The organism is Halomonas organivorans, from assembly GCF_014192055.1.
GTDB classification, from domain to species: Bacteria; Pseudomonadota; Gammaproteobacteria; order Pseudomonadales; family Halomonadaceae; genus Halomonas; species Halomonas organivorans.
This window is the reverse complement of sequence record NZ_JACHXM010000026.1, coordinates 12,353-35,590: the sequence shown is the minus strand read 5'-3', so window position 1 is coordinate 35,590 and position 23,238 is coordinate 12,353. Positions and strand designations below refer to the sequence as shown.

At 67.5% G+C, this 23,238-nt stretch carries 22 protein-coding genes and 1 tRNA gene; 8 read left to right on the top strand and 15 right to left on the bottom strand.

Annotation, left to right across the window (positions count from 1 at the left end; all coding sequences use genetic code 11):
- Positions 1 to 2: 2 nt before the first annotated feature.
- From xerD to ffh, 6 genes are all read right to left on the bottom strand, one after another.
- Entirely contained in the window at positions 3 to 905 is a 903-nt protein-coding gene (gene xerD / locus FHR96_RS17990; protein WP_221195875.1) for a site-specific tyrosine recombinase XerD, read from the bottom strand.
- Positions 906 to 1,022: 117 nt separating this feature from the next.
- Positions 1,023 to 1,379 (bottom strand): 50S ribosomal protein L19, encoded by a 357-nt coding sequence (gene rplS / locus FHR96_RS17985; RefSeq protein ID WP_183389110.1) that lies wholly within the window; start codon positions 1,377 to 1,379, stop codon positions 1,023 to 1,025.
- Between the two features lie 157 nt (positions 1,380 to 1,536).
- Complete coding sequence (trmD, locus tag FHR96_RS17980) at positions 1,537 to 2,298, bottom strand: tRNA (guanosine(37)-N1)-methyltransferase TrmD (protein WP_183389126.1); 762 nt, start codon at positions 2,296 to 2,298, stop codon at positions 1,537 to 1,539.
- Between the two features lie 17 nt (positions 2,299 to 2,315).
- Entirely contained in the window at positions 2,316 to 2,867 is a 552-nt protein-coding gene (gene rimM, locus FHR96_RS17975) for a ribosome maturation factor RimM (protein ID WP_183389109.1), read from the bottom strand.
- 37 nt (positions 2,868 to 2,904) lie between these two features.
- Positions 2,905 to 3,153: a 30S ribosomal protein S16 gene (gene rpsP, locus FHR96_RS17970; RefSeq protein ID WP_183389108.1), complete on the bottom strand. Its 249-nt coding sequence runs from the start codon at positions 3,151 to 3,153 to the stop codon at positions 2,905 to 2,907.
- 209 nt (positions 3,154 to 3,362) lie between these two features.
- Complete coding sequence (ffh, locus tag FHR96_RS17965) at positions 3,363 to 4,763, bottom strand: signal recognition particle protein (protein WP_183389107.1); 1,401 nt, start codon at positions 4,761 to 4,763, stop codon at positions 3,363 to 3,365.
- Between the two features lie 218 nt (positions 4,764 to 4,981).
- On the opposite strand from ffh, the gene FHR96_RS17960 reads away from it, so the two are divergent.
- Both FHR96_RS17960 and FHR96_RS17955 read left to right on the top strand, forming a co-directional pair.
- Complete coding sequence (locus FHR96_RS17960; RefSeq protein WP_183389106.1) at positions 4,982 to 5,782, top strand: cytochrome C assembly family protein; 801 nt, start codon at positions 4,982 to 4,984, stop codon at positions 5,780 to 5,782.
- A 58-nt stretch (positions 5,783 to 5,840) separates the two neighbouring features.
- The gene (locus FHR96_RS17955) at positions 5,841 to 7,127 is read left to right on the top strand and encodes an HlyC/CorC family transporter (RefSeq protein ID WP_183389105.1); all 1,287 of its coding nucleotides are present in this window, start codon (positions 5,841 to 5,843) and stop codon (positions 7,125 to 7,127) included.
- A gap of 1 nt (position 7,128) precedes the next feature.
- On the opposite strand, the gene FHR96_RS17950 is transcribed toward FHR96_RS17955, so the two are convergent.
- Together FHR96_RS17950 and FHR96_RS17945 are read right to left on the bottom strand one after the other, a co-directional pair.
- Positions 7,129 to 7,830 carry a 1-acyl-sn-glycerol-3-phosphate acyltransferase gene (locus FHR96_RS17950; RefSeq protein ID WP_379685166.1) on the bottom strand — a complete coding sequence of 234 codons (702 nt, stop codon included), beginning with the start codon at positions 7,828 to 7,830 and terminating at the stop codon, positions 7,129 to 7,131.
- A gap of 5 nt (positions 7,831 to 7,835) precedes the next feature.
- On the bottom strand, positions 7,836 to 8,453 hold the full coding sequence (locus tag FHR96_RS17945; protein WP_183389104.1) for a TetR/AcrR family transcriptional regulator: 618 nt from the start codon (positions 8,451 to 8,453) through the stop codon (positions 7,836 to 7,838).
- A gap of 184 nt (positions 8,454 to 8,637) precedes the next feature.
- Between FHR96_RS17945 and FHR96_RS17940 the strand changes: the two genes are divergently transcribed.
- Positions 8,638 to 9,321 carry an SOS response-associated peptidase gene (locus FHR96_RS17940; protein WP_183389103.1) on the top strand — a complete coding sequence of 228 codons (684 nt, stop codon included), beginning with the start codon at positions 8,638 to 8,640 and terminating at the stop codon, positions 9,319 to 9,321.
- Positions 9,322 to 9,323: 2 nt separating this feature from the next.
- Entirely contained in the window at positions 9,324 to 12,155 is a 2,832-nt protein-coding gene (locus FHR96_RS17935) for an insulinase family protein (protein ID WP_183389102.1), read from the top strand.
- A gap of 121 nt (positions 12,156 to 12,276) precedes the next feature.
- On the opposite strand, the gene sbcB is transcribed toward FHR96_RS17935, so the two are convergent.
- The 4 genes from sbcB to minC form a co-directional block, all read right to left on the bottom strand.
- Positions 12,277 to 13,767 carry an exodeoxyribonuclease I gene (gene sbcB, locus FHR96_RS17930; RefSeq protein ID WP_183389101.1) on the bottom strand — a complete coding sequence of 497 codons (1,491 nt, stop codon included), beginning with the start codon at positions 13,765 to 13,767 and terminating at the stop codon, positions 12,277 to 12,279.
- A gap of 74 nt (positions 13,768 to 13,841) precedes the next feature.
- Positions 13,842 to 14,093 carry a cell division topological specificity factor MinE gene (gene minE / locus FHR96_RS17925; protein WP_183389100.1) on the bottom strand — a complete coding sequence of 84 codons (252 nt, stop codon included), beginning with the start codon at positions 14,091 to 14,093 and terminating at the stop codon, positions 13,842 to 13,844.
- The gene (gene minD / locus FHR96_RS17920) at positions 14,090 to 14,908 is read right to left on the bottom strand and encodes a septum site-determining protein MinD (RefSeq protein ID WP_183389099.1); all 819 of its coding nucleotides are present in this window, start codon (positions 14,906 to 14,908) and stop codon (positions 14,090 to 14,092) included. Before minD ends, minE begins: the two co-directional genes overlap by 4 nt.
- 74 nt (positions 14,909 to 14,982) lie before the next feature.
- Positions 14,983 to 15,732 carry a septum site-determining protein MinC gene (gene minC, locus FHR96_RS17915; protein ID WP_183389098.1) on the bottom strand — a complete coding sequence of 250 codons (750 nt, stop codon included), beginning with the start codon at positions 15,730 to 15,732 and terminating at the stop codon, positions 14,983 to 14,985.
- A gap of 259 nt (positions 15,733 to 15,991) precedes the next feature.
- Between minC and FHR96_RS17910 the strand changes: the two genes are divergently transcribed.
- Positions 15,992 to 18,769 (top strand): DUF349 domain-containing protein, encoded by a 2,778-nt coding sequence (locus FHR96_RS17910; RefSeq protein WP_183389097.1) that lies wholly within the window; start codon positions 15,992 to 15,994, stop codon positions 18,767 to 18,769.
- Positions 18,770 to 18,835: 66 nt separating this feature from the next.
- On the opposite strand, the gene phbB is transcribed toward FHR96_RS17910, so the two are convergent.
- Positions 18,836 to 19,582 carry an acetoacetyl-CoA reductase gene (gene phbB, locus FHR96_RS17905; RefSeq protein WP_183389096.1) on the bottom strand — a complete coding sequence of 249 codons (747 nt, stop codon included), beginning with the start codon at positions 19,580 to 19,582 and terminating at the stop codon, positions 18,836 to 18,838.
- Between the two features lie 14 nt (positions 19,583 to 19,596).
- Here phbB and FHR96_RS17900 point away from each other — a divergent pair, with 14 nt between their 5' ends.
- Both FHR96_RS17900 and FHR96_RS17895 read left to right on the top strand, forming a co-directional pair.
- Positions 19,597 to 19,746 carry a hypothetical protein gene (locus FHR96_RS17900; protein WP_183389095.1) on the top strand — a complete coding sequence of 50 codons (150 nt, stop codon included), beginning with the start codon at positions 19,597 to 19,599 and terminating at the stop codon, positions 19,744 to 19,746.
- A 38-nt stretch (positions 19,747 to 19,784) separates the two neighbouring features.
- Positions 19,785 to 19,861 (top strand) — tRNA-Met (locus FHR96_RS17895).
- A gap of 330 nt (positions 19,862 to 20,191) precedes the next feature.
- On the opposite strand, the gene FHR96_RS17890 is transcribed toward FHR96_RS17895, so the two are convergent.
- Positions 20,192 to 20,953, bottom strand: a complete 762-nt coding sequence (locus FHR96_RS17890; RefSeq protein ID WP_183389094.1) for a DUF3750 domain-containing protein — start codon at positions 20,951 to 20,953, stop codon at positions 20,192 to 20,194.
- 77 nt (positions 20,954 to 21,030) lie between these two features.
- On the opposite strand from FHR96_RS17890, the gene FHR96_RS17885 reads away from it, so the two are divergent.
- Positions 21,031 to 21,969, top strand: a complete 939-nt coding sequence (locus FHR96_RS17885) for a tetratricopeptide repeat protein (protein WP_183389093.1) — start codon at positions 21,031 to 21,033, stop codon at positions 21,967 to 21,969.
- 51 nt (positions 21,970 to 22,020) lie between these two features.
- Here FHR96_RS17885 and FHR96_RS17880 read toward each other — a convergent pair whose 3' ends face one another.
- Positions 22,021 to 23,199: a MalY/PatB family protein gene (locus FHR96_RS17880; protein WP_183389092.1), complete on the bottom strand. Its 1,179-nt coding sequence runs from the start codon at positions 23,197 to 23,199 to the stop codon at positions 22,021 to 22,023.
- Positions 23,200 to 23,238: the final 39 nt, after the last annotated feature.

Genomic DNA, 23,238 nt, shown 5'->3' with positions numbered 1-23,238 from the left:
TTTCAGCCTCGGGGGTGATGATCGGCGTGCAGGGCCTCGAGCCGGGCCTGCGCCACGTGGGTATAGATCTGGGTGGTCGAGAGGTCACTGTGACCCAGCAACAGCTGTACGACACGCAGGTTGGCCCCATGATTCAACAGATGGGTGGCAAAAGCGTGGCGCAGCGTGTGCGGCGACAGCGGCCGGTCGATGCCGGCGACCAGGGCATGCGCCTTGATGCGGTGCCAGAAGGCCTGCCGGGTCAGGCAGGCATCGCCCCGGCCGGGGAACAGTGCCGGACGCGTGGGATCGCGCATCAGCGCCGGACGGCCGGTGCGCAGATAGCGCGACAGCCAGTCCACGGCCTCCTCGCCGAGCGGGACCAGCCGCTCCTTGTCCCCCTTGCCTCGCACCCGCACCACACCCTGGCGCAGATTGACGGCATCGGTGGTCAGCCCCACCAGCTCGCTGACGCGCAGCCCGGCGGCGTAGAGCACCTCGAGCATGGTGCGATCGCGTAGCCCAAGCTCGCTGTCGAGGTCCGGCGCGGCAAGCAGCCGCTCCACCTCGTCCTCTTCCAGGGTATTCGGCAGCGAAGGCCGGGCCGGCGGCAGACGCACCTCGGCGAGCGGATCGTGGTCGATACGCCCCTCGGCCAGCGCCCAGCGATAGAAACGCCGCAGGCTGGACAGCAGCCGGGCATTGCTGCGCAGCTTGTAGCCGCCATCACGGCGCTCTTCCAGCCAGGCTGGCAGGGCATCGAAGCCGGGTACCAGCAGAGTCGCGTCACGCGCCTCGAGCCAGCGAGACCAGGCCGTGAGATCGCGGCGGTAGGCCGCCAGGGTGTTGTCGCTGGCGCCCTGCCCCAACCACAGATCGTCGAGGCAGGCCTCGATCAACGCCACGGCATCCTCACCGACCGTCATGCCGCCTCTCCTCGGACATCCCTGAACGACGAAACCCCGCCCCGCGGCTGCGGTGACGGGGTTTCGATGTCACGCGGACTGACAAGCCGCGTCACCACTGGCCGGTGAGGCGTTGCCTCAGGCCAGCTTTTCCTTGATGCGGGCGGACTTGCCGCTGCGCTCGCGGAGGTAGTACAGCTTGGCCTGGCGCACGTCGCCGCGACGCTTGACGCTGATGGAGTCGACCAGCGGGCTGTAGGTCTGGAAGGTCCGCTCGACGCCGACACCGTGGGAGATCTTGCGCACGGTGAAGGCGGAGTTCAGGCCGCGGTTGCGCTTGCCGATGACCACGCCTTCGAAGGCCTGGAGACGCTCGCGGTTGCCTTCCTTGACCTTGACCTGGACGATCACGGTGTCACCCGGGGCAAACTCCGGCACTTCCTTGCTCATCTGCTCGGCTTCGAGCGCCTGGATCACCTTGTTCTTGCTGCTCATGACGATAACTCCTCGATAACATACGTTGACTCGCCGGTCCGGCAGTGGATGGCCGGCGAATCGTGATCCCGGCGCTCGAACGCGTCGAGGCACGGGAGTGCTGTTGGTGACACAGGTCCGTCGCCCCTCGGGGCACGTCCTGCACCTCCGCCCTGGCCTATCGGGTGGCCAGCGCGTACTCCTCGATGAACTCCTTCAGCAGCGCCTGCTGCTCGGCGCTCAGCGTCCTGCCCTCGAGCAGGTCGGGCCGCCTGAGCCAGGTCCGCCCCAGGGACTGCTTGAGCCGCCAGCGCCGAATGGCGCCATGGTGGCCGCTGAGCAGAACGTCCGGCACTCGTCGTCCGTCGATGACCTCGGGACGCGTGTAGTGCGGACAGTCCAGCAGTCCGTCGTTGAAGGAGTCCTCGACCGCGGAATCCTGGTGGCCCAATACTCCGGGCACCAGCCTTGCCGCGGCATCGATCAGCACCATGGCCGGCAGCTCGCCGCCGCTCAGCACGTAGTCGCCGATCGACCATTCCTCATCGATGTCGGCCTCAACGACCCGTTCATCGATGCCTTCGTAGCGTCCGGCCACCACCACCAGGGGAGGGCCTTCCGCCAGTTCCTGCGCGCCGCGCTGATCCAGCTGCCGCCCCTGGGGCGAGAGATAGATCACTTTCGGACGTTGCCCGGTCGCTTCCTCGGCCCGCTCGCGGGCGTCGTGGATGGCCGAGCGCAGGGTATCGACCTTCATCAGCATCCCCGGGCCGCCGCCGTAGGGGCGATCGTCCACGGTGCGATGCCGATCGGTGGCGTAGTCCCGGGGATTCCAGAACTCCAGGGCGATGTGCCCCTTGTCCACCGCTCTGCCCGTCACGCCCTGACGGGTCAGCGCCTCGAACATCTCGGGGAACAGCGATACCACGCCGACCCACATGGAGGCTTCGCTGCGACTCAAAAGTCCGGATCCCAGTCGACGGTCATCACGCCGGCCTCGAGATCCACTTCCAGCACGACTTCATCGGGCAGGAAGGGCAGCAGCCGTTCGCGATCGTCGACGGCATCCTCGCCGCGCCCCTTGACCACCAGCACGTCGTTGGCGCCGGTCTCGAAGAGGTAGTCGACCTGACCCAGCGTCACGCCCTCGCGAGTCACCACTCGCAGGCCTTCCAGCTGGTACCAGTAGAAGTCGTCGTCGCCGTCAAGCTCGGGCAGCTCGGCCGTCGGCAGCAGCACCTCGGCGCCGGCCAGGGCTTCGGCCTGCTCTCGACCGTCGACGCCTTCCAGGCGAGCCACCAGGCCCTTGCCCTGCGGGCGCCCCTGGGAAAGGCGAAAGCGTTCCAGGCGCCCCTCATGGCGCAGCACCCACTCGTCGTACTCGAGGATGCCTTCCATCGGGCTGGTGTACGAATACACCTTCAGCCAGCCCTTCACTCCGTAGGGGCTGGTCAACTTGCCCAGCACTACGTGTTCGTCGGCCGGGCTGCGCTCGACGCCTGCGCTCATCGCGATCCTGCCTCAGACATTCGGGGCAACAGGCCGATCAGGCCTGCTTGCGGGCTTCCTTGACCAGCTCGGCGACACGGCCGGAAAGCTGGGCGCCCTGGTCCTGCCAGTGCTGGATGCGCTCGAGGTCGACGCGCAGACGCTCTTCCTGGCCACGGGCCACCGGGTTGAAGAAGCCGAGGCGTTCGATGAAACGACCGTCGCGAGACTTGCGAGAATCGGTCACGGTCAGGTGGTAGAAGGGACGCTTCTTGGCGCCACCACGTGCCAGACGAATGGTAACCATGCGTTGACTGTCCTTCGGTTGAGTTACGGAGGTTGTCGGTCGGGAGCGAAGCCCTCGACAATCGGTTCGACCGCACGCCGGTGGGCGTGCCGCCGGGGTGTTCGGTCACGACGATGCCCGCGATGAATCGCAGGCCTGCCAGTGAAGACGCCGCATTCTACGGAAATCTCCCCGGCTTGGAAACCTTTTTAGCTGGCGGCGCCGGCGGCTCAGCGCCACGGCATCCCGCCGGGACCGCCCATGCCGCCCGGTCCTCCCGGGCCGCCGCCGCCCATCATGCCGGACATGCCGCGCATCATCTTCTGCATGCCGCCCTTCTTGCCGGCCTTCTTCATCATCTTCTGCATCTGCTTGTGCTGCTTGAGCAAGCGATTGAGATCGGGCACCTGCAAGCCGGCGCCGGCAGCGATGCGGCGCTTGCGAGAGCCATTGATGATGTCGGGCTTGCGGCGCTCCTGGGGCGTCATGGAGTTGATCAGCGCCTCGAGCTTGCCCATCTCCTTCTCCGGGCCGGGGCCCTGGGCCATCTCGGCCATCTGCCCCATGCCGGGCAGCTTGCCGAGCAGGCCGCCCATGCCGCCCATCTTCTTGAGCTGCTGGAGCTGGTCACGGAAATCCTCGAGATCGAAGCCGTCGCCTTTCTTGACCTTCTTGGCCAGCTTCTCGGCCTTGCCCTTGTCGACGGTGCGCTCGGCCTCCTCGATCAGCGACAGCACGTCGCCCATGCCCAGGATGCGCGAGGCCACCCGGTCGGGATGGAAGGGCTCCAGGGCATCGACCTTCTCGCCCACGCCCATGAACTTGATCGGCTTGCCGGTGATGTGGCGCACGGACAGCGCCGCCCCGCCGCGGGCATCGCCGTCGGCCTTGGTCAGGATCACCCCGGTCAGCGGCAGCGCCTCGTGGAAGGCCTTGGCAGTGTTGGCCGCATCCTGGCCGGTCATGGCATCGACCACGAACAGCGTCTCGTCCGGCGACACCGCGGCGTTGAGGGCCTGGATTTCGGCCATCATCGCTTCGTCGATGGCCAGCCGGCCGGCGGTGTCGACCAGCACTACGTCGTGGAACTGGATCTTGGCGTGCTTTATCGCCGCCTCGGCGATGGCCACCGGCTGCTGGTCGCTGCTCGACGGGAAGAAGTCGACCTCGACCTCCTTGGCTAGCGTCTCGAGCTGGTCGATGGCCGCCGGGCGGTAGACGTCAGCTGATACCACCAGCACTTTCTTCTTCTCGCGCTCGCGCAGATAGCGCGCCAGCTTGGCCACGGAAGTGGTCTTGCCCGCGCCTTGCAGGCCGGCCATCAGCACCACCGCCGGGCGACTCTTGAGCGTCAGGCCTTCGTTGGCCTCGCCCATGATCGCCTCGAGTTCCTGCTGGACGATCTTGACGAACTGCTGCCCGGGAGAAAGGCTCTTCGACACCTCCTGACCCACGGCGCGCTCGCGCACCCGGTCGATGAAGGCCTTGACCACCGGCAGGGCCACGTCGGCCTCCAGCAGCGCCCGGCGCACCTCGCGCAGGGTATCCTTGACATTGTCTTCGGTCAGGCGAGCCTGACCCTTGATCGACTTGAGCGTCTGCGACAGACGATCACTGAGATTCTGGAACATGGGCCTCTCCGCGTGCGCTGGCCTGGAAAGCCTCTCGACATCTCCGCATCGATGGGGAGAAGGGGCTTTTCCTGCAATGGGGCAAAATTATACGCCTTGTGGCGACGAGTCTCCATGGCGTCGCGCTCGCCCGGCTGGGCGGGGCAAGGAGGATTCGGTATAGTGACGGCTCCATTCCTTACCGTCACACGCTGGCAAAGGCGCACGGATAGCCATCGATGCAAGCGCTCCCCCTAGCCCTAATGGCTTTCATTCTCTATGTCGCGGCGGCCTCCTGGCAGGCCTTGGCGCTGGCACGTCGTGTACCGCCACGCAATGCGCTGGTACGAGGCTTCGGCACGCTGGGTCTGCTTTGTCACCTGCCGCTCGCCGTGGGCCTGCTCGACAAGGGAGACTCGCTGCTGCCCGGCTTTTCCACCAGCGTGGTGCTGGCCGGGGCCCTGGCAGTGCTGGTGCTGCTGGTGGTCAGCCTGTTCAAGCCGGTACTCAACGTCGCTACCGGCCTCTTCCCGCTGGCCGGCGTGGTGCTGCTGCTGGCCGTCGAATGGCCGAGCCCCGAGAAGGCCTCGGGCATGACGCCGGGCATCGCCCTGCATGCCCTCAGCTCGGCGCTGGCCTTCGCCCTGCTGGCGATCGCCGCCGTACAGGCGATCCTGCTCGGCGTGCAGAACCAGGCCCTGCGCCATCACCATATTCGCGGCGTGGTCCAGTCGCTGCCGCCGCTGACCACCATGGAGCGGGTGCTGTTCGAACTGATCTGGGCCGGCATGATCCTGCTGACCCTGGCCATTGCCAGCGGCTTCGTGTTCGTCGACAACATGTTCGCCCAGCACCTGGTGCACAAGACGGTGCTGTCACTGGCCGCGTGGGTGATCTTCGCCGCCCTGCTGGTCGGGCATCATCGCCTGGGATGGCGCGGCATGCGTGCGGTGCGCTGGACGCTGGGCGGCTACATGATGCTGCTGCTGGCCTACTTCGGCAGCAAGTTCGTGCTCGAGGTGCTGCTGGCCCGTCCTTGACACCGGGGTGCCCCATCCCTACAACTCAAGCCTGATACGCGATTGAGGATCCTTCGACTTGAGCGACGACTTCCCTCTGGGATTGCTGTTTAGCCTGCTGCTGCTGCTCATCTGCCTCTCTGCCTTCTTCTCGAGCTCCGAGACCGGCATGATGTCGATCAACCGCTACCGACTGAGCCACCGGGCCGGCGAGGGCGAGGGCCGAGCCCAGCGGGTGATGCGCCTGCTGGGCCGCCCCGATCGGCTGATCGGCGTCATCCTGATCGGCAACAACTTCGTCAACAACCTCGCGGCCTCGATCGCCACCATCATCGCCATCCACTTCTTCGGCGAGGTGACCGGACCGGCGGTGGCGACCAGCCTGCTGACCATCACCATCCTGATCTTCGCCGAAGTCACCCCCAAGACCTATGCCGCGGTGAAGCCGGAGCGTATCGCCTACCCCGCCTCGCGAATCCTGGAGCCGCTGCTCAAGCTGCTCTATCCGCTGGTGTGGATGGTCAATGCCATCTCCAACGGCCTGCTGCGCCTGCTCGGGGTCAAGACCCTGGAAGCCGGCGGCGACAACCTGACCCGCGACGAGCTGCGCACCGTGGTCCACGAGGCGGGGCCGCTGATCCCTCGCCGCCACCAGGCCATGCTGGTGTCGATCCTCGATCTCGAGAACGTCACGGTGAACGACATCATGGTGCCTCGCCACGAAGTGGTAGGCATCGACCTCGACGACGCCCTGGATGACATCCTGACGCAGATTCGCACCAGCCAGCACACCCGGCTACCGGTCTACAAGGGCGATATCAACAACATCATCGGCATGCTTCACCTGCGCAACGCGGCGCGCTTCCTGTCCCGCGGCGAGGTCACCAAGGCAGCCATCGTCCAGGAGGCCCGCGAACCCTACTTCATCCCCGAGTCGACGCCGCTGCACACCCAACTGCTCAACTTCCAGAAACAGAAGCGGCGTATCGGCATCGTGGTGGACGAGTACGGCGACGTGGAAGGCCTGGTGACCCTGGAGGACATCCTCGAGGAGATCGTCGGCGAGTTCACCACCGACGTGGCCGGCCAGGACCAGGAGATCCACCTGCAGGAGGACGGTAGCCACGTCATCGACGGCACCGCCAACATTCGCGACATCAACAAGTCGCTGGGCTGGCAGCTGCCCACCGACGGCCCCAAGACCCTCAACGGCCTGATCCTCGAACACCTGGAATCCTTCCCCGACGGACCGGCCTGCCTGCAGATCGGCCCCGTGCGCATGGAGATCCTCGAGGTGCGCGACAACCTGATCACCTCGGCACGCTGCTGGCAGGCCGTGCGTCGACCGGAGGCAGCCCAGGCCTGATTCAGCGCGCTGACCGATGGCTCACCCAGGCGTCGGCCTCGGCTTTCAATTCCCGAACCCGTGCTTCCACCCGAGGGCGCTCGGCCGATCCAGCGGGCAGCGGTTCACCAAAATACAGCGCCACTCGGGCACGGAAGCGTCGCGGCCGCTTGGACAGCGCCCGGCCGCCACAGTGCGACGTCCATGAGCCCCACAGGCCGGCCAGACCTGCCGGCACGACCGGCACCGGATCGCGCGCCAGGATCAGTTCCAGGCCTCGACGGAAGCGCTGAACCTCGCCGTCCGTGGTCAGCCGCCCTTCGGGGAACAGCATCACCACCTCGCCGGCGCGCAGCGCCTGGCTGACTTGCCCCAGCGCACGGCGCAGCCCACCGGGATCGCGACGCTCGGAATCCACCGGAATCGCCCCGACCAGCTTGAACAGCCAGTGCAGCCAGGGCGACTCGTAGATCGGCCGATCCATCAAGAAGCGCAGCGGGCGCGGGCTGGCACCACCCACGACCAGGGCATCGACGAAACTGACATGGTTGCATACCACCAGGGCGGGGCCATGGGCGGGAATGTGGCGGCGGCCACGGAAACGCAGCCGGTAAAGCAGATGAATGATCAGGAACACCAGCCGCCGCAGCACCCGGCGCGGCGAGCGCAGCCACCACCCCAGGGCGGCCAGCGCCAGCAGGGTCGGCGCGCCCCAGGCGAGCAGATCCGTCAAGAGTCGCCGGACCTCGCTCTCAGCCCCGCCAGCAGGGTCGACAGCAGTTGGTCGAGCAGCTCACCCACCTCCAGCGGCTCGCTCTGCCAGTAACCCAGGCGCTCGTTGAGTCCCAACTGCACCAGCCCGTGCACGCTCCCCCAGAGGGTGCGCCCCAGACGCCGCGCCTCCAGGTCGTCGAGCGCCGGCTGATACTCCTTCAGGGTGGTTTCGACGCGCAGGAACAAGGCCTCGATCATGTCGCTCTGGCGCTGATCCAGCTCGCCCTCCTGGGCCAGCGGGTAATCGAACAGCAGCTGCCAGCGAAACGGCTCGCGGCGGGCAAATTCCCAATAGGCCCGAGCCAGCGCCTTGAGCCTCGCCTCGGGCGTCGATTCCTCGAGCAGCGGATCGATGGCGGTACGCAGCCGGGCCAGGGATTCGATGTTCACGTGCTGAAGCAGGTTGCCGAAACTGCCGTAGAGCTTGAGCAGCGTGCTGGGGGCACACCCCACTTCCCGCGCCAGGGAGCGCAGCGACAGCGTATGGACCGGCTGCTCCTGCAACCAGGCATCGCAGGCGGCCATCACCTGGGCATGAAGGGCTTCTGGAGCATGCTGTCTGGGACGAGCCATCGACTTCCTCGCGAGCCGGGGAGAGCGCGGCACCCCCAACGGGCGGACACCGGCGACGATCTCATATGAAAACACTGTTTCCGCTAGCATATCGTGCCTGCGGACCAACGCAAGCCCGCCACCGGCAAGCTTTCTTCTCCGGGGCGTCTTGGTTACCCTGACGCCCCCAGTCTGCGGAGGTTCCATGGCCGGTCGTCTCTATATTCCGCCCCTCGACCTCGAACGCCTGCTGCCCGGCCTGATCGCGGACGATACGCCGATCACCGGCGTCAACCTGGCCCCGCGCCGCCCGCTGTCGATGATTCGCCTCGAGGCCGGCCGCCCCAGGATGTGCCATGCCTTCTGGGGCCTGACCCCTCCCTGGCTGGACGTGCTCGACCGTGCGCCCCACTGCGCCCGGGCCGAATCGCTCGCCTCGCGCCCGATGTTCCGCGAAGCCTTCGCCGCCCGGCGCTGCCTGGTACCGGCGGGTGGTGTCTACGTCTGGAAACCCCAGCCAAGGGCCAAGCAGCCCTTCCTGGTGACCCGCGTCGATCGAGGCCCGTTGCTGCTCGCCGGCCTGTGGTGCCGCTTTCACACCACCCTGACCCGCTACCACGACTCCCTGGCGTTGATCACGGTCCCTGCCAACGACCTGCTGGCGCCGCTCACCGACCGACTGCCGGCGACGATTCCGGTCGCGGCCGTCGACCGCTGGCTGGACCCCACGACGCCCGTGGAAGACCTGAATGATCTGCTGACGCCGGCCCATGGGGAACTGTTGGGCGCTTTTCCGGTATCAAGACGAGTGAACGACCCCAGCCATCAGGAGGCCGCCTGCGCCTACCCCACCGGCCCGATGCTGCGCCGGACCGCCGCCAAGGAGTGATGATGACCCGACACCCCCGCCCCCACCTGGCGCTGCCTCTCGCGCTGGCCATGGCCCTGTTGCCGACGCTCGGCGCCACCTCGGCGGCGGCCGACACTGAGCCGACGAGCACGCCGCTGGTCAGCCCCTCGGACCAGCGCGAATACCGGGCCCTGACGCTGGACAACGGCCTCACCGTGCTGCTGGTCAGTGACGCCGAAGCAGACAAGGCCGCCGCCTCGTTGAACGTGGACGTGGGCAGCGCCCAGGACCCGGACGACCTGGCCGGCCTGGCCCACTACCTGGAACACATGCTGTTCCTGGGCACAGAGGCCTACCCCCAGGCCGACGCTTACCAAAGCTACCTGTCGCAGCACGGCGGACAGCACAACGCCTATACCGCCGCCCAGGACACCAACTACTTCTTCTCGGTGGATCCCGACGCCCTGGACGGCACGCTCGATCGCTTCAGTCACTTCTTCGTCGACCCGCTGTTCAACGCCGACCGGCTGGCCAGCGAACGCCAGGTGGTGCACTCCGAATACATGGCGCGCAAGCGCGACGCCGGCCGTCGCCATATCGCCGTCCTCGACCAGCTGCTGAATCCGGCGCATCCCACCACCCGCTTCTCGGTGGGCAGCAACGCCACCCTGGCCGATCGGCCGGCGGGCGAGACGCCGCTGCGCCAGCGCGTGATCGAGTTCTACGAGCACCACTACGGTGCCAATGTGATGCATCTGGCGGTGGTGGCGCCCCAGCCCCTCGATGAGCTCGAGGCCCTGGTACGCAACGACTTCGCCGCGGTACCCGACCGCGGCCTGACACGCCCGGAGATCTCGGCGCCGCTGGTGACCCCGGACGAGCTGCCCGCCGCCGCCGAGCTGCGCTCGCTGCGCGACGACCGCCGTCTGACCTTCTATTTCCCGATCCCCGACCCCGACACGGCTTATCGCCTGAAACCCACCAGCTACCTGGCCAACCTGCTCGGCCACGAGGGAGAAGGCAGCCTGCTGCACGCCCTGCGTGAAGCCGGCTGGGCAGACGGCCTCTCCGCCGGCGCTGCCCAGGGCGACGGCAACGACGCGTTGTTCAACGTCGATATCAGCCTGACACCGGAAGGGGCGAAGCATCTCGACCGCATCCAGGCCAGCCTGTTCGCCGCCATCCAGGAGATCCGCGAGCGTGGCATGGAGGCCTGGCGCTACGACGAGCAGGCCCGGCTCGCCGAGCAGCAGTTCCGCTTCCAGGAGCACGGCAGCGCGCTGGGCACGGCCATGCGACTCGCCACCAGCCTGGCTCGCTACCCGCTCGAGGACGTCAACTATGCCCCCTATCGCATGGACGGCTTCGATGCCGGGCGCATCGACGAATGGCTATCGGCCCTGCAACCGGAAACCCTGCTGCGCCTCTACAGCGGCCCCGACGTCGAGGGCAGCCATGAGACGCCCTGGTTTGACGTGTCCTGGTCGCCGGTCTCGCCCGATGTCGGCGACGCCGCGCCCCTGGCCGGCCTGTCGCTACCCGAGCCCAACCCCTACATCGCCAAGGACCTGAGCCTTCTGGAGGGCCGGGACGAGGCGCCGATACAGCGCATCGACAGCCCCGAGTTCGACTTCTGGCAGCAGCGCGACGACAGCTTCGACACGCCCCGGGTCGAGTGGCGCTTCAGCCTGCAGCATCCCGGCGCCAGCCAGAATGCCCGCGACGCCGCCCTGTCGCGGCTGCTCGCCGGCTGGCTGCAGGACAGCCTCAACGAAACCCTCTACCCGGCTCGCCTGGCCGGACACGGCTTCGAAGCCTACGCCCATGCCCGCGGCATCACCCTGTCGTTTTCCGGCTGGCGAGACGGCCAGCAGGCTCTGATCGAGCGAGTGCTCGACCAACTGCGCGAGGGCCCCATCGAGACGGCCGACGTGGCACGAGTCCGCCAGCAGCTGCGCCAGGAATGGCGCAACGCGCCCGAGGACGCGCTCTATCGTCAGGCCGGCCGCACCCTGGCCGAGACCTTGATCCGCCCGCAGTGGTCGCCCGAGGCACTGCTCGCCGCCAGCGAGTCGCTGGATGCCGAGGCGCTGAGCGAATTCCGCAATGCCTTCCTCGCCGACCTGCACCTGGAGGCCATGGCAGTAGGCAACCAGACCGCGGAGGCGGCCACCCAGCAGGCCCGCGAGGTAGCCAGGGCACTGTCGCCCCAGCTGGCCAGCACGGCGATCCCCGAATTGACGCCGCTGCGGGCCGATGCCGAACTGCCGGCCCTGACCCCTGACACCACCCGCGACGAGTTCCTGGTGATGCGCTATCTGCAGGGCGCCGATCGCTCGCTGGCCAACCAAGCGCGACTGGCGGTACTCGGCCGACTGCTCGAGACGCCCTTCTATCAGCAGCTGCGCACCGAGCAGCAGCTCGGCTATGTGGTCAACGCCGGTTACCAGCCGCTTCTCGATGCGCCGGGCATCGGCCTGCTGGTGCAATCGCCCAGCACCGACAGCGCCACCATCCAGGCACGCATCGACGCCTTCCTGACCGCCTTCGGCGAGCGGCTCGGGGAACTGGATGACGACGCCCTGGCCCCCTACCGCCAGGCGGTCCACGACGACCTGCTGGTTCGCGATCCCAGCCTGACGGCACGCACCAACCGGCTTTGGCAGACCCTGGCCCTGGACGACGGCAACTTCGATCGCCGCCAGCGCCTGGCCGAACGCGCCCTGACGGTGACACCCGAGGCGCTGCGCGATCTGTGGCCAGGCCTGGTCGACGATGCCGTGGTCCACATCACCCACGACCCGGGCGACGCCGCCAGCGACGTCATGGCCCTCAAGGCCGACCTGCCACCGCTGCCCGGCGGCGGCGACTAGCCTTCCTCTCCTTCCCCCCCCCCAACGACGAGGCCCGGCCGAATGGCCGGGCCTCGTCGTTGGGCCTTGGTCGGCTTGCCCTGCCAGTAGCGACAAGGGCCGACCGAACATCGCCTGTCGGTCAGCCGAAGGCCTGGGCCGGCATGATCGACTCCACGTGCATCACCAGCTCCTCCAGCACCTGGCGGTCGCGGTCGCCGAGCGCCCCCTGGTTCAGGCGCTCGATCTCCCGGGCGAAGTCCTTCAGCGCAAAACCGGCGACGGCAGCGTCGTTCATGCGCTCCCAGCGGAAGGCCTCCCAGCGGGCCTGCTCCTCGCCGGTGAGGGTGTCCGGGTAGCTGCGCGCTCGATAGCGAAACAGCATTTCCTCGAGACGAGGATCCTGGAAGGCGAAACCCGCGCCCACCAGGTCCCAGGGATCGGTGGCCCGCACCCGCTCCATCTGCTGGCGATCCGAAGGCGAGAAGAAGCCACCGGAATAGAGCATCAGGTCCGGGTCATGGGGCGGTTCCGGCGGCGGCGCGGCAAACACCTCGGCGACCCGGGCGACCACCTCCGGATGGTCGGCCAGCACCTTCCAGTGGCGACGACAGGTGGGCATGTCCAGCGCCAGGCGCTCGACGATGTCGCCATACTCGCCCTGGCGTGGCCCGGCGACGTCCTTGAGGGCATTGGGCGGCAGCACCACCGGGCACTTGTTGATGTGAATGACCTTGAGCGGAATGCGCGACTCGCCCTCGGCCAGGTCGTCGTTACTGACGAAGACCCGCTCGCGGATCTGCTCCGGGGACAGCGTCAGCAGCGGCTCGGGGTCGACGGCCAGGTCATAGACGATCACCCCGTTGGGGTTGGTGGGATGCTCGGCCAGCGGCATCACCAGCGCGCTGCAACCGCGGCTGGCCGGGTAGCGCCGCGAGATGTGCAGCATCGGCTTGCGACCCGGCACGTCCAGCTGGCGAGCCACCTGTCGCTTGCCACGCTGGGCCAGCAGGTAGTCGAACAGATTGGCATTGCAGCGTCGCAGCAGCCGGGCCAGGGCAATGGTGGCGCGCACGTCGGCCAGCGCATCGTGGGCACCGGCGTGTTCGATGCCGTTGGCCGCCGTCAGGTCCTCGAGACGAAAGCTCGGCGAACCATCCTCGCGGGTCGGCCACTCGATGCCCTCGGGACGCAGGGCGTGAAAGGCCCTCACCACATCGATCAGGTCCCATCGCGAGTTGCCGTTCTGCCATTCCCGGGCATAGGGGTCGAGCAGGTTACGGTAGAAGAGATGACGACCGACCTCGTCGTCGAAGCGCAGGCTGTTGTAGCCCAGCGCACAGGTGCCCGGCTCGCTCATGGCGTCCATCACGCGACCGGCGAACTCCGCCTCGGGCAGGCCGCGGCGCCGTGCCTGCTGCGGCGTGATGCCGGTGATCAGGCACGCCTGGGGATGCGGCAGATAATCGTCGGCTGGCTTGCAGAACAGCTCGATGGGCTCGCCGATCTCGTTGAACTCGGCATCGGTGCGAATGGCCGCGAACTGGGAGGGCCGATCCCGGCGAGGATCGGCACCGAAGGTCTCGTAGTCGTGCCAGAGGAAGGTCAGGGGGGCGGCTTTCGACTGCGCCATGAGCGAGCTCTCCGAGCAGGCATTGGAAAACGGGCCCCAAGCCTAGCACAGGGCGCACGGCGGCTCAGCCGCCGTCAGCTCTTGGGCAGGGTGACGTTGAGCTCCAGCACCGAGCAGTTGTCCTCGCTGTCGAGGGTGATATTGACGGCCTCGTCATCGACCTGCACGTAGCGCCGGATCACTTCCAGCAGCTCTTTCTCGAGCATCGGCATGTAGTCCGGCTGGCCGCGCTGACTGCGCTGGTGCGCCACGATGATCTGCAACCGCTCCTTGGCGACGGAGGCAGACTTCTTGCGCTCGCGCTTCAGGAAATCGAGTAGCTTCACCGACGACCTCCTCCGAACATGCGGCTCAACAGGCTCTTCTTCTGGTACTCGTGGAAGCGCAGCGGCACCTCCTCATCCATCAGGCGAGCCACGGTGTCGGCATAGGCCTGACCGGCATCGCTGGCCTCGTCGTGGGTGACCGGAATGCCCTGGTTGGAGGCCCGCAGCACCGCCTCGGACTCGGGGATCAGGCCGACCAGCTTGATGGCCAGGATCTCCTGGATGTCCTCGAGATTGAGCATGTCGCCGCTGTCGACCCGGTTGGGGTTGTAGCGAGTGATCAACAGGTGCTCCCTGACGGGATCCTCGCCGCGCTCGGCGCGCCGGGTCTTGGACGCCAGCAGGCCGAGGATGCGGTCTGAGTCGCGCACCGAGGAGACTTCGGGGTTGGTGACCACGATGGCCTCGTCGGCGAAGTACATGGCCAGCTGGGCGCCACGTTCGATGCCCGCCGGAGAGTCGCAGACGATGTAGTCGAAGTCCTTGTTCAGGGTATTGAGCACGGTCTCGACGCCTTCCAGCGTCAGGGCGTCCTTGTCGCGGGTCTGGGAGGCCGGCAGGATATGCAGGTTGTCGACGCGCTTGTCGCGGATCAACGCCTGGTTGAGCCCCGCCTCGCCCTGGATGACGTTGACCAGGTCATAGACCACACGCCGCTCGCAGCCCATGATCAGGTCGAGGTTGCGCAAGCCCACGTCGAAGTCGATGACCGCGGTCTTCTGACCACGCAGCGCCAGGCCCGTGGCGATGGCGGCCGCACTGGTTGTCTTGCCGACCCCACCCTTGCCGGAGGTCACAACGATGATCTTGGCCAAGTGTCACATCCTGTCTGTCGTGTAATGGAAAAGGCGACCCGCCCGAGGCTTGTCACCCCATTGTCGCCCGAGCCTCAAGCCAGCGAGGTGATCCCCAACTGGTCGTCGTCCAGGCGCACCTGAACGGGAGTTCCCAGCAGCCGTGGATCGATGTCCTCCAGCCGCTTGTAATTGCCGGCCACCGACAGCAGTTCGGCGCGCAGCTCGCGGCAGAAGATACCGGCGCGGGCATTGCCATGAATGCCGGCCAGCGCACGACCGCGCAAGGCCCCGTAGACGTGAATGCTGCCGCCCGCCAGCACCTCGGCACCGGCATTGACCGCGCCCACGACCACCAGGTCGCCGTCCGGTGCGGTGATCTGCTGACCGGAACGCACCGTGCCGCGAAAGATTCGCCCGCCCGTTCCCGGCAGGGGCTGGTCCTCCTCGACCGCCGCCGGCTCCGGCGGAGCCTCGTCCTCGGGGACGGACACGCTCTCCAGGGTTCGGGGCCGTGCCGCTTCCTGGGGCGGAAACCAGCCAAGCCCCAGGGCCCAGGAGGACTGCTTGACGGGATCCGTTCCGCCCCGAACGGCCACGGGCAACAGCTTGTGCGACCGGCACACTGCGCAGATCCGCTCGAGGGCCAGGTGCGGCTCGTCGAGGCGCTCGACGCTGAGCACCACAGGCGTATGCTGAAAGAAGGCGGGAGACTGGCTGAGCTTGCCGGCGAGCTGCTCGCGAATGCGCTCGGGGTCAGCGCTGGTCAGCTCCATGACCGTCATCGGCAGCATGCCGCCCTTGAAGGTGAATGCCATCCCATCCCTGTCCACTTTGAGACTCATTGCCGAACTCCACGTCGGGTGATGGTTCGAGGGCCTGATCCCAAGCTAAGCGAGTGCCCACGATCCCGCAACCGATCATATGTCACGGCGGGGCGCCTTGTCAGTGTCTCGGAACGGCTACACCCGGCCGGGAATCCCCTTTTCTGCCGGCACGCCACATGCTTAGATAAGTCAAGGATCACGCGTCCTTGCGACGCGACTCACACTACCGCGCACCGGCCTGTCACGCCAGGTTCACCGGTCCATGTCAGGAACCCCCATGCCAGGACTCCTTCGTCGCCTGTTCGCCCCCCGATGGCAACACCCGGATCCCGAGGTTCGCCGCCATGCCGTGGCTCGCCTCGACCCGGCCCATCCGGAACAGCGCAAGCGACTGGAGCACCTCGCCATCGATGCCGATTCCGAGGTGCGTCGGCGCGCCCTGGGCATGCTCGACGATCCGCAGCGACTGCTGGCAATGCGCCGCGAGGGCGCCGCATCGGTCGAGCTGCGTGAGCGGCTGCTGGCCCTGCTGTGCGGCCGAGATGGCACGCTTGAGCTATCCCGCCGCATCGACCTGATGGAGACGCTGGACGACGTTGACCTGCTCGAGCGCATCGCCCTGCAGGGCGACAACCAGCAGTTGCGCCTGGCCGCCCTCGCCCACCTCAGCGAAGAGAACGCGCTGATCCGCCAGGCCTGCGACAACGGCATCGCCGCCGTGCGCCAGGCTGCCGCCGCCCGGGTAGAGAGCGAGGCAGGCCTGCAGCGCCTGGTCCAGGAAGCCAAGCGCGACCGCCGGGTAGTCCGCCAGGCTCGGGAGCGCCTCAACCGGCTACGCGCCGATGCGGCCTCCCTGGCCGAAGCCCGGTCGCGCCGCGAGGCACTGCTGGAGCGGCTCGAGACCCATGCTCGGAGCGCCTGGGAACCGCTCTACGCGGGACGCTTCCGGCACCTGATGCGTGAGTGGTCGTCTCTCGGCGACTTGCCGAATGCCGATCAGGAACACCGCTATGTTGATGCCTGCCTGCGCTGCCGAAAGACGATCAGCGACCACGAGGCCCACGAACAGGCTCAGCATGCCGCCGAACGTCGCCGCGAGGATGCCGACCAGGCGCGGGAGTCGCTGATAGAGACGCTGGAAGAAAGCCTCGAGGGGCTGCGCCACGGCGAGCGTCTAGCGGACCAGGACATCGCCAGCCTGCGCGCTCAGAAGCAACTGCTGGCCAGCCGCTGGCAGGCCCTGTCCGAGCAGCATCTCGCCGATGAGGCCCTGCGCCATCGCTACGATCAGGCGCTGGCAGGCTATGACCAGATCGTCCAGGCCCGGGTGCGCCTCGACGAGCGGGCAGGCGCCATTGAGCAGGCCCTCCAGGAGGGTGACGAAGAGCGCCTGGCCGGCCTGATCGAGGCATGCGGCTGGCCACCGAACCTGCCGCCCTCGCCGCTGCTGCAGCGGGCTCGATACCGACTCGCGGCCCAGGAGGACGAAGGCGACCTGGAGGCACGGCTCGCCCGCTTCGGCGACGACCTCGATCGCCTCGAGGAACTGCTCGACCAAGGCGCCTTCAAGGGCGCAAGCCGACTCCATCAGCGACTCCGCCAGCAAGCCGAGGCGCTGTCGGAGGCTCGCCTGGGCGAGCGACATGCCCGACTCAAACGACTCGGCGCCCGGCTGGCCGAGCTGCGGGACTGGCGCGGTTTCGTCGCCGGCCCCAAGCGTGCCCATCTCTGCGAGGCCATCCAGTCCCTGGTGGAGGATCATGGCCTCGGCGACGCCGAACTCGATCGCCGTCACCGCCGGCTGGTCAAGGAGTGGCGCGCCCTGGGGGATGCCGCCGCCAACCGTGAACAGGCCGTCGCCTTCCGCGCCGCCTCGGATCGCATCCATGAGCGGCTGAGCGACTGGCACGCCCGACAGCAGCGGCAACGCCAGGACAACCTGGCAGCCCGAGAGACCCTCTGCGAACAGCTCGAGACGCTGCTCGCGCAGCCTGCCGCCGAGGCCGACCCGGACGCGCTGCGCGAAATCCGCGACCGCGCCCGCCAGCAGTGGCGGCGGTTGTCACCGGTGCCGCGGGACGACGCCGAGGCCATCGGCAGGCGCTTTGGCCGTATTCGTCATGACCTGCAGGCGCTTATCGAGCAGCGCGCCATCGAGATTGCCGACGCCAAGCGCGAACTGATCGAGGCCGCCCGCACGCTACGCGACCAGACACTACCGGCGAACCGGCAAGCGGAACAGGCCAAGACCCTGCAGCGCCGCTGGCGCGAGCTTGGTCGCGCCCCCAAGGGCGAAGAACAAGCGCTATGGCGCGAGTTCCGTCATCTTTGCGACGAGATCTTCGCGCATCGGGACGCCGCACGCGACGACCAGGCCCAACGCAGCCGCGCCCGCCTGGACGCCATGCAGGCCCTGATCGATCGCATGGACGCCTGGCAGCCCGCCAACAGCACCGACGAGAGCGAACTCGAGAACGCCATCCAGGAGGCCGCCGCGCTGGCCCCGCTCCCCTCGGGGCGCCGCAGCGAAGGCATGCGCCGGCGCTGGTCGGGCATCGTTCGCGCTCGTCGCGAGCGGCTGGCCCGGCTGGCCCTGATGGAAGAGGTAGAGCGTTGGCGGCGGGTACGGCCATTGCTGGAGGCCCACCTCGAGGCCGACGAGGCTCGGCTGAGCGGCGGTTCGTCGCGCGAGATCGCGGCACCGGACGCACCTGCCCTGCCGGCCGACCTGCGACGCGCCCATGATGAACGCAATGCCGCACGCCGTGATCCCCCCGCGGAAGCAGAGGTGGCGGAGCGCCTGGCGAGGCTTCGCGTGCATTTATCGGTACTGGCGGGAAACCCGTCGCATCGGCAGGACGACCCGCTGCGACTGGCGATTCAGGTAGAGCGGCTCAACGACGGTCTGGGACGTGACCCTTCCCGGGCCGAGGAGCTGCGCGGCGTGCTCGCTGAGCTGCTGGCCACTGGGCCGATCCCCAAGGCCCTCTGGGAGCGCGAGGTCGGCGAACTCGACCGCACCCTCGAGAGCTTGACCCGGCTGCCGCCGCCCTGATCGCCCGCCCCTGAACGAGAACGCGAGGCCGAAGCCTCGCGTTCTCACCCTGGATTCTGGCGATACTCAGCCCATGAACTGGCCGCCGTTGATGTCGATGTTGGCCCCGGTGATGAAGCCGGACTCCTTGTCGGCCAGGAATACCACCAGACGGGCGATCTCCTCCGGGGTACCGTAGCGCTTCACCGGGATGGTCTCGCGGATCGCCTCCCTCACCTTCTCGGGAATCTTCATGATCATGTCGGTGGCGATGTAGCCCGGCGACACCGTGTTGACGGTGACCCCCTTGGTAGCCGTTTCCTGCGCCAGTGACATGGTCAGACCGTGCATCCCCGCCTTGGCCGCGGCGTAGTTCACCTGACCGAACTGGCCCTTGCGCCCATTGATCGACGAGATGTTGACGATACGGCCATAGCCCTGCTCGAGCATGTCCTCGATCACGCTGCGGCAGGTGTTGAAGACACTGTTGAGATTGGTGTCGATGACCTCGCTCCACTGCTCGGACGACATCTTCTTGAGGGTGCCGTCACGAGTGATGCCGGCGCAGTTGACCAGCACGCTGATTGGACCGTAGGTGTCATGGATCTCCTTCGCCCCCGTCATGCAGGCCTCGTAATCGGAGAGGTCCACGCCGGACAGCGCGATGTTGTCGTAGCCGTCCGCCTTCTGTTGCTCAAGCCAGGCCTTGGCCTTTTCGGGGTTGTGGTATCCAGCGACTACCTGATAGCCAGCATCGGCCAGGGCACGGCAGATGGCGCTCCCGATGCCTCCGGTTCCTCCGGTCACCCAGGCTACGGCAGTAGATGTTGTCATTGGTGCTCTCCCTGATGGTTGCCGACCTGGACTGGGCATCTGCCCAGCCCTTCGACGAAATTATCGCCGCCAAGGCTGTCATTCTTGTGACAGCTCAGCCCGAGTATGGACCAGATCTCGCGGACAACACGAGAGCGCAGATGCCGGAGACAATGGACTATTGACCTACGTCAGTCTCCGTGTATAATACGCCTCACGTTGATGCGGGGTGGAGCAGTCTGGTAGCTCGTCGGGCTCATAACCCGAAGGTCATCGGTTCAAATCCGGTCCCCGCTACCAAACATCAGAAAAAGGCCGATACCTACGGGTGTCGGCCTTTTTCGTTTCTCCAGGGCGAAAGGTCATCGGTTCGCTCTCTCAAGCCCGGCGGTCCCCGCTACCCAACATCAGAAGAAGGCCGATACCTACGGGTGTCGGTCTTTTTCGTTTCTCCAGGGCGAAAGGTCATCGGTTCGCTCTCTCAGACCCGGCGGTCCCCGCTACCCAACATCAGAAGAAGGCCGATACCTACGGGTGTCGGTCTTTTTCGTGCGTGGGCTGCTCGATGTCAGGCGCGGCGCTTCACCGCCCCGGGAAGGTCATCGGTTCGCTCTTGCCTCCAGGCGAACGTTACCGCCCCGCGATTCGCGGTGACATGCCCAGCCGCCCGATACCCGGCAGCTTGAGGGCGGGGCGACGCAGGTCGAGACCAAACGCCAGCCCCAGCAGGTTGACCTCCAGGCCGTCATTGCGTCCCAGCGTCAGCCCCAGCAAGCCCGACAGCGAGACGGTCACTCCCTGGCCGGCCGGGGCCGGCGCCAGCCGCGCATCGAACAGGTAGTCCTTGCCCACCGCGGTGACCGGCAGGCCGACCTCCAGGCCTGCGACCCGACGCACCACCCAGGCGGTGAAGGTGTTGCTGTTGGGCCCTGGCCAGACCCGATAGCGCGACGCGGCGGGATAGGCCGCGACCGCCGCCTCGATGTCATCGAGCATCGCCGCGGCCGCCTCGCCGCGGTAATCGGCGAGCAGCCGCGGAGCGCTGCCGTACCAGGCCCGGTCGGGCGTGGCCGTGACCCGGGTGACCAGGGTCGGGCGACGCCAGCTCAGCACCTGATGCAGGCGATAGGCTTCGGCTCCCGGAGCCAGGGTCGCGATCCAGGTATGCACGCCGAAGGCCCCGCGCCAGCTCCAGGCCCGAGCCTCGTAGACCTGCACCACCGCGCCGGATGCCTGGGCCGGGCTCGGCGCCAGGCCCGCCGACGCTCGGCTGGCCGAGGACCAGTGCGTCTCCCCCGCCACCAGTTGGGTCACCAGCAATCCCAACGGCCCCACCAGCAGCAGACCCAGCAGCAGCGCTGCCCCGAACGTCCACCGACGGCGTCGCCTCATCGTCTTCCCCCTTGAATACGCGGGCCGACACCCGCATCTCTTGCATGAATTCATCTTAACGCCAAGGCCAGACCAACATGCCGATCGTCGATCCCCGTACCGGTGAACCGCTCACCTCCGACACCCCGACCGAGACGGCGACCGCCGCCCAGGAACAAGGCCAACCGCGCGACGACCTGATCATCGATGTCGATCGCAGTAACATCCAGCAGTTGCTCGAGACCTCGATGCAGGTGCCGGTGCTGCTCGATTGCTGGGCGCCCTGGTGCGAACCGTGCAAGAACCTGATGCCGGTGCTGGAAAAGCTTACCCGGGAGTACAACGGTGCCTTCATCCTGGCCAAGCTCAACATCGACGACAATCAGGACATCGCCGGCCAGTTGGGCGTGCGCTCGGTGCCCGACGTCAAGCTGATCAGCCAAGGTGGCCTGGTGGATCACTTCCAGGGGGCACTGCCGGAAAAGCAGGTGCGCGAGTGGCTGGGCAAGTATTTCCCCGAACCGGAAGGCGCCCAGTTGAGTCCGGAGGAGCAGGCCGCTGCGGCCCTGGAAGCCGGCGATGCCGACACCGCACGCCAGATCTACGCGGAGCTGGCCCAGCAGTGGCCGGACTACGGTCCCTACAAGGTAGAGCTTGCGCGCACCCTGGTGGCCGCCGGCGAGCCGGATGAGGCCCGTGCACTGCTCGACGCCCTGCCACCGGAGGAGCGCGACGCGCCCGCTGCCCGCGGCGTCCGTGCCAGCATCGAGTTCGGCGAGGAAGCGCCATCGGCGGACCAACTGGCGGCCCTGGAAGGTCGTGACGACAGCGAGGCGCAGTACCAGCGCGCGCTGCGGCAGGTGGCGGACGGACAGTACGAGTCCGGCCTCGAGGCGTTGCTGGCGCTGATGAAGCGCGATCGCGCCTACGGAGACGATGCCGCCCGCAAGACGCTGCTGCGGGTCTTCGACGCCCTGGGCGCCGATCATCCGCTGACCGTCACCTACCGCCGCAAGCTGTTCGCCCAGCTCTACTGAGCCTCGCCTCGTTGCGTCCGTCTGGCCCGCCGGGGAGACGGACGCGACGGCTCATGCCCGCAGCACCTCGTCCAGCCGCGCCAGCGCCACCTCCAGCTGGGTGGCGGTGGTACCGAAGTTGAGCCGCACGAAGCCCGGCCAACCGAAGGCGGCGCCGTCGGACAGCGCCACGCCGGCGCGCTCGAGCAGCATGCGCTGGGGCGAGGCGCCAGCATCCTGCAGCGCCGGCGCCTCGCGCAGGTCCAGCCAGGCCAGGTAAGTGGAAGCCGGTGGCGCCATGCGCACGCCCGGCCAGCCGGCCACCCGCTCGACCAGCCTTACCCGATGCCCACGCAGCGTCTCGAGCAGCGCCTGACGCCAGGGGTCGCCATGGCGATAGGCGGCCTCGGCGGCCACCAGGCCCAGCACGTTGCCGTCCGGCTGTAGCCCCTTGGCCATCGCAGCGAAGCGGCGCCGCAGGCCGGCATCGGGAATCACCGCGCAGGCGGCGGTCAGCCCGGCCAGGTTGAAGGTCTTCGACGGCGCCCAGAGGGTCAGGATGCGCGCGGCGAGCTCGGGATAGGCGGCGGCCAGCGGCCGGTGCCGGGCGCCCTCGTCAAGCAGCAGGTCGCAGTGCAGTTCATCGGAGACCACGATCAGATCATGGCGCTCGACCAGCTCGGCCAGGCCGTCGAGTTCCTCGACACGCCACACCCGACCGGTGGGATTGTGCGGCTGGCACCACAGCAGCAACCGGGTCTCGGAGGTGATCGACGCCTCCAGGGCATCGAGGTCCAGCCGCCATTCGTCGCCGGACGCCTCGGGCGGACGCATGGCGGCCTGCTGGGGTAGCCGGCCGGTGCGCTCGGCCACCTGCAGGAAAGGAGGATAGATCGGCGTCACCGTCAGCACGCCGTCGCCCGGCTCGGTGAGCGCCAGGCTCGCCAGGTGCAGCGCCGGCACCACGCCCGGCAGCCACAGCTGCCAGTTCGGCTCGATGGCCCAGTCATAGTGCTCGACACTCCAGTCGCACAGCGCCCGGCGCAGGCTCTCCGGCACCAGACCGTAGCCGTAGACGCCGTGATCGACCCGGGCACGCAGCGCTTCGATCACCGCCGGCGGCGAACGGAAGTCCATGTCGGCCACCCACAGCGGCAGCACCTCCTCGCCATAGCGGTGCCACTTCTGTGATGGCCAGTCGGCACCTTCCGGGTGGCGTCGTTCCACGGGCGTGGCAAAATCGAAATCCATGGCAGTCCCTGCTCCGAAAATAAGGTCGTGACGAATGAA

What these genes read in the sequence shown, in the direction of transcription:
- xerD (WP_221195875.1), bottom strand. Translation starts at nt 905, where the DNA reads ATGACGGTCGGTGAGGATGCCGTGGCGTTGATCGAGGCCTGCCTCGAC.
- rplS (WP_183389110.1), bottom strand. Translation starts at nt 1,379, where the DNA reads ATGAGCAGCAAGAACAAGGTGATCCAGGCGCTCGAAGCCGAGCAGATG.
- trmD (WP_183389126.1), bottom strand. Translation starts at nt 2,298, where the DNA reads ATGTGGGTCGGCGTGGTATCGCTGTTCCCCGAGATGTTCGAGGCGCTG.
- rimM (WP_183389109.1), bottom strand. Translation starts at nt 2,867, where the DNA reads ATGAGCGCAGGCGTCGAGCGCAGCCCGGCCGACGAACACGTAGTGCTG.
- rpsP (WP_183389108.1), bottom strand. Translation starts at nt 3,153, where the DNA reads ATGGTTACCATTCGTCTGGCACGTGGTGGCGCCAAGAAGCGTCCCTTC.
- ffh (WP_183389107.1), bottom strand. Translation starts at nt 4,763, where the DNA reads ATGTTCCAGAATCTCAGTGATCGTCTGTCGCAGACGCTCAAGTCGATC.
- FHR96_RS17960 (WP_183389106.1), top strand. Translation starts at nt 4,982, where the DNA reads ATGCAAGCGCTCCCCCTAGCCCTAATGGCTTTCATTCTCTATGTCGCG.
- FHR96_RS17945 (WP_183389104.1), bottom strand. Translation starts at nt 8,453, where the DNA reads ATGGCTCGTCCCAGACAGCATGCTCCAGAAGCCCTTCATGCCCAGGTG.
- FHR96_RS17940 (WP_183389103.1), top strand. Translation starts at nt 8,638, where the DNA reads ATGGCCGGTCGTCTCTATATTCCGCCCCTCGACCTCGAACGCCTGCTG.
- FHR96_RS17935 (WP_183389102.1), top strand. Translation starts at nt 9,324, where the DNA reads ATGACCCGACACCCCCGCCCCCACCTGGCGCTGCCTCTCGCGCTGGCC.
- sbcB (WP_183389101.1), bottom strand. Translation starts at nt 13,767, where the DNA reads ATGGCGCAGTCGAAAGCCGCCCCCCTGACCTTCCTCTGGCACGACTAC.
- minC (WP_183389098.1), bottom strand. Translation starts at nt 15,732, where the DNA reads ATGAGTCTCAAAGTGGACAGGGATGGGATGGCATTCACCTTCAAGGGC.
- FHR96_RS17910 (WP_183389097.1), top strand. Translation starts at nt 15,992, where the DNA reads ATGCCAGGACTCCTTCGTCGCCTGTTCGCCCCCCGATGGCAACACCCG.
- phbB (WP_183389096.1), bottom strand. Translation starts at nt 19,582, where the DNA reads ATGACAACATCTACTGCCGTAGCCTGGGTGACCGGAGGAACCGGAGGC.
- FHR96_RS17900 (WP_183389095.1), top strand. Translation starts at nt 19,597, where the DNA reads ATGGTTGCCGACCTGGACTGGGCATCTGCCCAGCCCTTCGACGAAATT.
- FHR96_RS17890 (WP_183389094.1), bottom strand. Translation starts at nt 20,953, where the DNA reads ATGAGGCGACGCCGTCGGTGGACGTTCGGGGCAGCGCTGCTGCTGGGT.
- FHR96_RS17885 (WP_183389093.1), top strand. Translation starts at nt 21,031, where the DNA reads ATGCCGATCGTCGATCCCCGTACCGGTGAACCGCTCACCTCCGACACC.
- FHR96_RS17880 (WP_183389092.1), bottom strand. Translation starts at nt 23,199, where the DNA reads ATGGATTTCGATTTTGCCACGCCCGTGGAACGACGCCACCCGGAAGGT.